This is a genomic window from Micromonospora sp. DSM 43699 (genome assembly GCF_055517075.1).
The window spans coordinates 53461-61439 of sequence record NZ_JBTMMT010000041.1; the positions used below are offsets into that span (position 1 = coordinate 53461).

General features: G+C 73.1%; 10 protein-coding genes. 4 read left to right on the plus strand and 6 right to left on the minus strand.

Going from position 1 to position 7979, the window contains the following annotated elements:
* Window positions 1-5 precede the first annotated feature (5 nt).
* From AC0AIB_RS19905 to AC0AIB_RS19920, 4 genes are all read right to left on the minus strand, one after another.
* On the minus strand, window positions 6-872 hold the full coding sequence (locus AC0AIB_RS19905) for an ABC transporter permease (protein ID WP_328338527.1): 867 nt from the start codon (window positions 870-872) through the stop codon (window positions 6-8).
* Window positions 865-1824 carry an ABC transporter ATP-binding protein gene (locus AC0AIB_RS19910; RefSeq protein ID WP_328338529.1) on the minus strand — a complete coding sequence of 320 codons (960 nt, stop codon included), beginning with the start codon at window positions 1822-1824 and terminating at the stop codon, window positions 865-867. Before AC0AIB_RS19910 ends, AC0AIB_RS19905 begins: the two co-directional genes overlap by 8 nt.
* The gene (locus AC0AIB_RS19915; RefSeq protein ID WP_328338531.1) at window positions 1821-2840 is read right to left on the minus strand and encodes an ABC transporter substrate-binding protein; all 1020 of its coding nucleotides are present in this window, start codon (window positions 2838-2840) and stop codon (window positions 1821-1823) included. The genes AC0AIB_RS19910 and AC0AIB_RS19915 overlap by 4 nt, the downstream gene beginning before the upstream one ends.
* A 144-nt stretch (window positions 2841-2984) precedes the next feature.
* Window positions 2985-3062, minus strand: a complete 78-nt coding sequence (locus AC0AIB_RS19920) for a putative leader peptide (protein ID WP_350938629.1) — start codon at window positions 3060-3062, stop codon at window positions 2985-2987.
* 241 nt (window positions 3063-3303) lie between these two features.
* Here AC0AIB_RS19920 and AC0AIB_RS19925 point away from each other — a divergent pair, with 241 nt between their 5' ends.
* The gene (locus tag AC0AIB_RS19925; RefSeq protein WP_007075522.1) at window positions 3304-3483 is read left to right on the plus strand and encodes a DUF4236 domain-containing protein; all 180 of its coding nucleotides are present in this window, start codon (window positions 3304-3306) and stop codon (window positions 3481-3483) included.
* Between the two features lie 147 nt (window positions 3484-3630).
* A complete protein-coding gene (locus tag AC0AIB_RS19930) occupies window positions 3631-4161 on the plus strand; it encodes a potassium channel family protein (protein ID WP_328338538.1) in 531 nt (176 codons plus the stop codon).
* Here AC0AIB_RS19930 and AC0AIB_RS19935 read toward each other — a convergent pair.
* Both AC0AIB_RS19935 and AC0AIB_RS19940 read right to left on the minus strand, forming a co-directional pair.
* Window positions 4121-5071 (minus strand): hypothetical protein, encoded by a 951-nt coding sequence (locus AC0AIB_RS19935; protein WP_465097226.1) that lies wholly within the window; start codon window positions 5069-5071, stop codon window positions 4121-4123. The two genes, AC0AIB_RS19930 and AC0AIB_RS19935, sit on opposite strands and share 41 nt — an antisense overlap.
* Before the next feature lie 30 nt (window positions 5072-5101).
* Window positions 5102-5623: a VOC family protein gene (locus tag AC0AIB_RS19940; protein ID WP_328338540.1), complete on the minus strand. Its 522-nt coding sequence runs from the start codon at window positions 5621-5623 to the stop codon at window positions 5102-5104.
* Between the two features lie 50 nt (window positions 5624-5673).
* On the opposite strand from AC0AIB_RS19940, the gene AC0AIB_RS19945 reads away from it, so the two are divergent.
* The gene (locus AC0AIB_RS19945) at window positions 5674-6135 is read left to right on the plus strand and encodes a MarR family winged helix-turn-helix transcriptional regulator (protein WP_328348866.1); all 462 of its coding nucleotides are present in this window, start codon (window positions 5674-5676) and stop codon (window positions 6133-6135) included.
* Between the two features lie 57 nt (window positions 6136-6192).
* Window positions 6193-7965, plus strand: a complete 1773-nt coding sequence (locus AC0AIB_RS19950; protein WP_328338542.1) for a tetratricopeptide repeat protein — start codon at window positions 6193-6195, stop codon at window positions 7963-7965.
* The last annotated feature ends 14 nt before the right edge of the window (window positions 7966-7979 follow it).

The following is a 7979-nucleotide window of genomic DNA, read 5'->3' on the forward strand; positions in this document are numbered from 1 at the left end:
CCGTCCTATCCGGCGGTGACGTCGACGCGCCAGGTGGAGAAGCGGCGTTCGACGATGACGAGAAGCTGGTTCACGACCAGTCCGATGGCGGAGATGGTGATGATCCCGGCGTACATGTCGGGGATGGCGAAGTTGTACTGGGCGTAGTTGATCAGGTAGCCCAGCCCGGCCTTGGCGCCGACCATCTCGGCGGCGACGAGCACCAGGATCGAGTAGGCCCCGGCGAGCCGGACGCCGGTGAAGACGGTCGGCACGGCCGCCGGCAGGATCACCTTCTGGAACAGCCGCAGGTGGTCCAGGCCCATCGACCGGGCCGAGCGCACCAGCAGCGGGTCGACGCCCTTCACCCCGGCGATGGTGTTCAGCAGGATCGGCCAGGAGCAGGCGTAGACGACCAGGGCGATCTTGGAGGTCTCCCCCAGCCCGAGGATCAGCACGAAGACCGGCAGCAGGGCCAGCGCGGCGGTGTTGCGGAACACCTCCAGCAGCGGACTGAGCAGCTCCGCGAGGGGGCGGTACCAGCCGATCAGCAGGCCGAGCGGGATGGCGGTGAGCACCGCCAGGCCGAGCCCGGTCAGCGACCGGGTCAGGCTGGCACCGACGTGGTCGGCGAGTTGCCCGCTGGTCAGCAGCGCCCACCAGGCGACGAGCACCTCCGACAGCGGCGGCAGGAAGACCCGGTCGACCAGCCCGGCCCGGGGTGCGGTCTCCCAGATCGCGGCCAGCGCCAGCAGCGCGGCGGTGCGGTGCAGCACCCGCCCAGAGAGGCCGGCGAGCCGGGCGAACGGACCGGACCGGGCGACGGTGGGCACCGCCGGGGGTACGACGGCCGGCGGGGCCAGTCGGACGGGACGGTCGGCGATGTCAACCAACGCGGGCCTCCTCGGTGTCGACGGTGGACGTCCCGACCGGGACGGCAGTGGACGCCCCGGCCGAGGTGGCGGTGGACGCCGCGACGGGGGCGGCGGAGCGGCCGGGCCACCGGCGGCGGGTGGGCCGGGTGGGGCGGTCGGGGCGGCGTTCGGTGGACTGGGCGGCGCGTACCTCGTCGCGCAACGACGTCCAGATGTGGTGCCTGTGGTGCCGGAAGGCGTCGGAGGAGCGCACGTCGTCGACCGCGCCCCGGTCACCCAGCTCGATCTCGACGACCTGCTTGATCCGCCCCGGGCGGGAGGTCATCACGGCGACCCGTCGGCCGAGGTAGACGGCCTCGTCGATGCCGTGGGTGATGAAGACGATCGTCTTGCCGGTGGCCTGCCAGATCCGCACCAGCTCGTCCTGGAGCGAGTCGCGGGTCTGCGCGTCCAGGGCGGCGAACGGCTCGTCCATCAGCAGGATGTCCGGGTCGTACGCGAGACTGCGGGCGATCGCCACCCGCTGCTTCATGCCCCCGGACAGCTCGTGCGGGTAGTGCGCGGCGAACCCGCTCAGCCCGACCAGTTCCAGGTGGTGGGCGACCAGGTCGGCGCGTTCGGCGCGGGGCACCCCCTTGGCCTCCAGTCCGAAGGCGACGTTGCCGGCGGCGGTGCGCCAGGGCAGCAGGGCGTACTGCTGGAAGACGATGCCCCGGTCGAGGCCGGGGCCGGTGACCGGCCGGCCGTCGACGAGGACCTGACCGGAGGTGGGCCGGGACAGGCCGCCGAGCAGGTCGAGCAGGGTGGACTTGCCGCAGCCGCTGGGGCCGACGACGACCAGGAACTCGCCGGGGCGTACCCCGAGGGTGAGCTGGTCCAGGGCGGTGACCGCGCCGGTGGGCGCACGCCGCCCGGCACGGACGTCGAAGGTCTTGGTGACCCGGTCGAAGAGGACCTTGTCGGTGCTCACGCGGCACCCCCACCGGAGGCGAACGGGTTGTAGTCGTTGGTGTAGATGTCACCGGGCTTCGGCCGGTCGCCCTTGAGCTCACCGGCGTCGGCGAGCCAGTCGATCCAGGTGGTGAACTCCCGGTCGGTGATCACACCGCCCCTGCCGGCGACGCCGCTGCTCTTCCAGAGGCGCACCAGGGACGGGTCCTCGTTGCGGCCCCGCTTGGCGATGATCTGTTCGAGCCGGGTCACCACGGTCTCCCGGGGCTGGGTCCGGGCCCACTCGACGGCCCGGCCGACCCCGCCGACGAACGCCTTGACGGTCTCCGGGTTGCGCCTGATGAAGTCGTCGCGGAACACGTAGGCGCCGGCGCTGAACGCACCGAGCAGTTCGTAGTCGGTGAAGACGGTACGGATTCCGCCGTTGGCGACGGCCTTGTCGCGGATGACGCCACCGAGCACCGCGACGTCGATCTGCCGGGCGCGCAGCGACTGCTCGGTGTTGACGGGGGGCAATGCGACAAGCTCGACCCTGGCGATCTCGGGGGCGGTCAGGCCCCCCTTGACCAGCCAGGTCTTGAGCACCGCCTCGGCGTGCGCGCCAAGGGTGTTCATGCCGACCTTGCGGCCGATCAGGTCGCGCGGGCCCTTGATCGGGCTGTCGGAGAGGACGTAGTAGCCCTGGAAGGTCTGCGCGTCGGAGCCGTAGTAGCTGACCACGGCGGTGATCGGGGCGCCCGCGGTGGCGAGCTTGACGATCGCGCCGTTGAACGCGCCACCGAAGTCGCTCTGCCCGGTGGCGGTGGCCTGGATGTCGGCCGGACCTCCTGTGACGTTGCCGATCCAGTCGAGGCGTACGTCGCCGAGGTAGCCGAGGTCGGCGGCGAGTTCGGGGAGGGTGACCTGGCCGACGGAGCCCTGGTAGCGCAGGGTCGTGGTCTGTCCGGCCGCCTCGGCGTCGGTGCCGCAGGCGGTGGCGGCGGTCAGGGTGAGCAGGGCCGCGACGGCGGCGAGGGTACGACGAAGTGGGGACATGGAAGTCTCCTGATCTGGTGCACGGTAGGGGCCGCGCGGCGCGCGGAGGTACGCCGCAGCGCCCGGCGTCGGGCCGTCGTGGGCCGGGCCGGTCGGTGCGGCGGTGCGGGTGAAGAAGGTGACGGGACGCGGACGGGCGTCAGCTCAACAGAGCGCGCTCGCGTGCCGGACCAGGTCGACGTGCACGCGGGCGGTGAGGTGGAGCTCGTCCCGCTGCGACATGACCTCATGGTGCCGGCCGCCGGGCGGCCCGGTCAACGCCCTTCCAGAATATGAGACTGGGATCTGGATCCCAGCTCCGTAATGCGCTCACCTGGGTTTATCAGTCCGTAACACCTATCGAGTTTATAGAGATTCACGGCACCGTCCAGCTCGGACGGGAGCAGGTTTCGGATTTCGTGGATGTGGGCATCTATCGGGCCGAGACGACAACGACGACAGGGAACGCGAAGGGAGCGCCACGATGGGTCTGATGTTCCGCAAGCGCAAGAAGTACGGGCCGATCATCCTGAACTTCACCGAGAACGGCTTCTCCTCGTGGAGCATCAAGATCGGTCGCTGGTCCTGGAACTCCCGGGCCAAGGCGCACCGCGTCGACCTGCCTGGTCCGCTGTCCTGGAAGCAGGACAAGTCCCGGGCCTGATAGCCCTTCCTCGATCGGGGTGCCGGTGGTTCACCGGCACCCCGATCGTCGTCTGTTCGCCCGACGTCCTCCGCGAACCCGACCCGGCACCGGCCGGGTTCGCCCGTTCGCCGGATCGGGGCCGCCGCGACGGCGCAGAATCTCCGCATGGCACGCGACGACGCAAGCTACGCGCGGGCGCGACGGCACACCCTGGCGGCCTGCGTCCTGCTGCTGGCCAGCTACTTCCTGATTCCGTTGGAACCCGATCCGAACGGCCTACGGCTGACCCTGCGGGCGGTGGGCACCCTGCTGCTGATCGCCGTGGTCACCTTCCTGGTCACCCGCCAGGTGGGCCGGCAGCTCGGCAACCGCGCACCCGTCGGCGGGAACGAGGTCCGGTCGTTGAGCCGGCTGGTGGTGGCGCTGGTCGCCGGGCTGCTCGCCTTCGCGGTGGCCGACTACGTGGTGGCCGGTAGCGGGTCGGAGCAGTTCTCCGGGTTGCGTACCCGGTTGGACGCGCTCTACTTCGCGCTGACCACCCTGACCACGATCGGCTACGGCGACGTACACCCCCAGGGACAGCTCGCCAAGGCGATCGTCTGCGTGCAGATGGTGTTCAGCATCGGGGTGATCGCCACCGGGGCGTCCATCGTGGTCAAACAGTTGACCGACCGACCGGGGCGGGACCGCCACTGATCAGCACGTCCCCGCCGAGCCGCCCGTGCTCCGGCTCCCGGGTGACCGCGCCGACCGCCAGCAACTCGGCGAGCGCGCGCCCGGCGTCCACGGCCCGGTACGCCGTCGCGGTCAGCGCGTGCCGACGCAGCTCGGTCACCGTACGCGGGCCGTGGCGGGCCAACTCGGCAAGCAGTTCGCCGCGCAGCGGACCGGCCGCCGGTGGGCCGGCGACGTCGAGCAGCCCGCCGGCCGGGTCGCGGTAGCGGACCGCACCGGACCCGCCGGCGGAGTCGGCAACGGACCCGCCACCGGATCCGTCGGCGGACCCATCACCGGAACCGTCGGCGGTCCAGAGTGCTTCCTTGAAGGCTTCCAGGCTCTTGTTCAGCCCGGTGCCGAAGGCGACCAGTCGGGCCGGTGACCCGTCGGCGGGGACCAGCTCGACCTCGGCGACCAGGGGGAACCCGGCAGCGGTCAGGGCCGGCCGCAGGGCGGTGGACCCGGCGGCGGTGAGCAGCACCTCGGCCGGTCGACCGGTGGCCGTGGCGGCCAGCAGCGCCGGGTCGGGTGCCGCGCCGTCGACCAGGGTGAGCAGCGGTGCGCCGGCCGCGCCGGCCGCCTTGAGCACCACCGGCAGCCGGGCCGGGTCGCCGGGCACCACGTGCACCGCCACGTCGGCCGGGAGGGTGGCCTCGACGGCACCGAGCCGGGCGGGCAGTTCGGGACCGCCACCGGCGAGCACCAGCACGGTGAGCCGGCGGCCCCGGAGCCGGTCGGCGAAGCCGGCCACCACCCGCAGGGCCGCCTCGGCGGTGCCGGGGTCACCGGCGTACGACAACGCGAGGGTGGCCCGTCGGGAGCGGTGCAGGGCCCCCGGCAGCCAGTGGTCGAGCTGGCGGACGAGCAGCTCCCGCAGGACGGCGTCGATCGGCATCCTGTCGTTCTACCGTACGGCGGTTCAGGCCGGGACGGAGATCCCCACCCCGCCCCGGGTCTGGCCGCCGTAGCGGGCCCGTTCGCGGTCGAGGTCGAGCCGGCCGATCCGCTTGCGGGCGGCGAGGGCGTCCTCGTCGAGCTGGTCGGCCGGGACGATCCAGACGATCTCGAACTCCAGCCCGTCGGGGTCACGGCCGTAGAGGCTCTTGGTGGTGCCGTGGTCGGAGGTGCCGACCAGGGCGTCCGCGGCGGCCAGTCGCTGCGCGGTGACAGCCAGCTCGTCGAGGGTGTCCAGCTCCCAGGCCAGGTGGTAGAGGCCGACGGTGGCCCGGCCGGCCTGCGAGCGGCCGGCGGCCGCGCCGATCTCGAACAGGCCGAGGTCGTGGTCGTTCGTCGAGTCGGGGGCCTGGAGGAAGGCCGCGCCCCGGAACCCGTCCGGAGTCATCGGCACCGGGCGGAAGCCCAGCACGTCGCGGTAGAAGTCGATGCTGCGGCGCAGGTCGGAGACGTAGAGCACGGCGTGGTTGAGGCGATGGATTCCCATGCCGTCCACGGTAGCGCGCTTTGGTTGAGCGTTCAACCATTCCGGTTATGATGACCGTCATGACCCGCTGGCTGAGCCCCGACGAACAGCAGACCTGGCGCGCCTTCCTGGCCGCCTCCCGGGCGCTGACCGACACCCTCGACCGCGAGCTGCAACGCGACGCCGGAATGCCGCACGCCTACTACGAGATCCTGGTCCGGCTCTCCGAGGTCCCCGGCCGGCGGCTGCGGATGAGCGAGCTGGCCGACCTCACCGGCTCGTCGCGCAGCCGGCTCTCGCACGCCGTCGCCCGGCTGGAGACCACCGGCTGGGTCCGCCGCGAGGAGTGCCCCACCGACCGGCGCGGCCAGATCGCCGTCCTCACCGACGCCGGTTTCGCGGCCCTGGCCGCTGCGGCGCCCGGCCACGTCGAGGGGGTACGCCGCCACCTGTTCGACGCGCTCAGCCCGGCCCAGGTCGACCAGCTACGCCGGATCAGCGAAACCCTGGTCGCCCACCTGACCGGTTCTTGACCAAGTTGCCTACCGGCAAGGGTTGTACTAACCGTCGCCGGCCAAGCACGATGGGGCGTGTCTTCCGGCTTCGGTGAACTGACCCTCCAGGCGCAGCACCTGGTGTCCGCCGGCGACCTGGCCGGTGCCCAGCGTCTGCTCGCCGACGCGCTGACCGACGCGGATCCCCGCCCCGACCACGCCTCCCCCGAGTTGACCGAGGCCGCCGGGCTCCAGGCCCGGCTGCTGGTCACCCTCGGTGAGCCGCACTCGGCACGAGGCTGGGCCGCCTTCGCGTACGCGGCGTCGAGCCGGTTGTACGGCATTTCCGACCAGCGGACCATCTCGGCGGCGGCCACCCTGGCGGCGGTGCTGCACCGGGTCGGCAGCGACGTCCGTGCCGCCCGGCTCTACTCCGAGGTGATCCTGGAGCTGACCGCGCACGACGGCCCCGAGTCGCTGCGGGTGCTCGCCGCGCACGCCGACCTGGCCACCGTGGAGTATGCCCGGGGTCAGTGCGCCCAGGCCCGCGAACGTCTGCAGGACGCCTGGGAGCTGCACCGCGAGGTCTACGGCGACGGGCACGCCAGCGGGATCAAGATGCTCGCCCGGCTCGGCGCGATGCAACGCGACTGCGGCCGGTTCGACGAGGCCCACGACAACCTCGCCCTCGCCCGCGAGCTGGCCCGCCAGCACCTGGCCGCCGACGACCCGCTGGCCCGGCAGGTGGCCGCGCTGGCCCGGGCCGCCGCCGACCCGGACCACGTCTGCGACGACGAGCCCACCCCGGAACGCGACGCACCTGTGGTGCCGGCCGCCCGCACCCCGCCACCCGCCGAGGGGCCACCGGACCTACCGGCCTGGTCGGCCGGGGCGGTGCCACCCGACGAGCCCTACCCGCCGACGGTGCCCGGCCAGCGGCTTCCCGCCGAGGACACCGGTTACCCGCAGGGCACCGGACGGCCACGCCCCTTCGACCACCCGGGCAGCTTCGCAGCGCCCGGCCACCCGACCCCCACCGGCTATCCCACCCCCGACAGCAACCCGGCAGCAGGCGGCTACCCCGCCGGCAGCAGCTATCCGGCCGGGTCCGACTACCCGGCCGGATCGGACCAGGTCGGGAACGACGGTCACTGGTCGTCCGGCAGCGGCTACCCGGCCGGGTCCGACCAGGTCGGGGACGGCGGGCACTGGTCGTCCGGGTCGGCGGCCGCCGGGATGGCCGGGCCCGGGGCAACCGGCGGTGGGCGGGAATACCGTTACGCCCCGCCGCCGACGCAGGGCCACCCCGACGAGGAGGCCCCGGGGGTACGCCGGATCGGGCCGCCGACCCCGACGGTGGACCCGTCCCGGCTGCTGCCCGTGCTGGTGCCCCGCAGACACGCCCCGCCCCCACGCCGCCCGGGTGCCGTACCACTTGTGGCGGCCGGGGTCGCGGTGATGCTGCTCGGCGCCGTCGCGGTGATCGCCGGAGTGTCCGGGGTGGGTGGCTCGGGCGACCCGCAGCCCGTCGTACCGAGCAGTCCCGTGGCCACCCCGACCGCCGCCGGTACGCCGAACGCCGCGCCGCCCGCCTCGCCCGGTACCCCGCCGGGGCGGGTGACGCTCCGCGACCGGCCCGACGGCATCGCGCTGACCTGGACGTACCCGGCCGGTGGCGAGGGCCCGGTGGTCCTCTCCGCCGGGCAGGCCGGGCAGGACCCGCGCCCGTTCGAAACCCTGCCGCCCGGCACGGACAGCTTCGTCGTGCACGGTCTGGACCGCACCACCAACTACTGCTTCACCGTCGCCGTGGTCTGGTCCACCGACGTGGTGGCGCGGGCGAAACGGGTCTGCACCACCCGCCGCTGACCCCCACCCCACCC

What these genes read in the sequence shown, in the direction of transcription:
- AC0AIB_RS19915 (WP_328338531.1), bottom strand. Translation starts at nt 2,840, where the DNA reads ATGTCCCCACTTCGTCGTACCCTCGCCGCCGTCGCGGCCCTGCTCACC.
- AC0AIB_RS19920 (WP_350938629.1), bottom strand. Translation starts at nt 3,062, where the DNA reads ATGTCGCAGCGGGACGAGCTCCACCTCACCGCCCGCGTGCACGTCGAC.
- AC0AIB_RS19925 (WP_007075522.1), top strand. Translation starts at nt 3,304, where the DNA reads ATGGGTCTGATGTTCCGCAAGCGCAAGAAGTACGGGCCGATCATCCTG.
- AC0AIB_RS19930 (WP_328338538.1), top strand. Translation starts at nt 3,631, where the DNA reads ATGGCACGCGACGACGCAAGCTACGCGCGGGCGCGACGGCACACCCTG.
- AC0AIB_RS19940 (WP_328338540.1), bottom strand. Translation starts at nt 5,623, where the DNA reads ATGGGAATCCATCGCCTCAACCACGCCGTGCTCTACGTCTCCGACCTG.
- AC0AIB_RS19945 (WP_328348866.1), top strand. Translation starts at nt 5,674, where the DNA reads ATGACCGTCATGACCCGCTGGCTGAGCCCCGACGAACAGCAGACCTGG.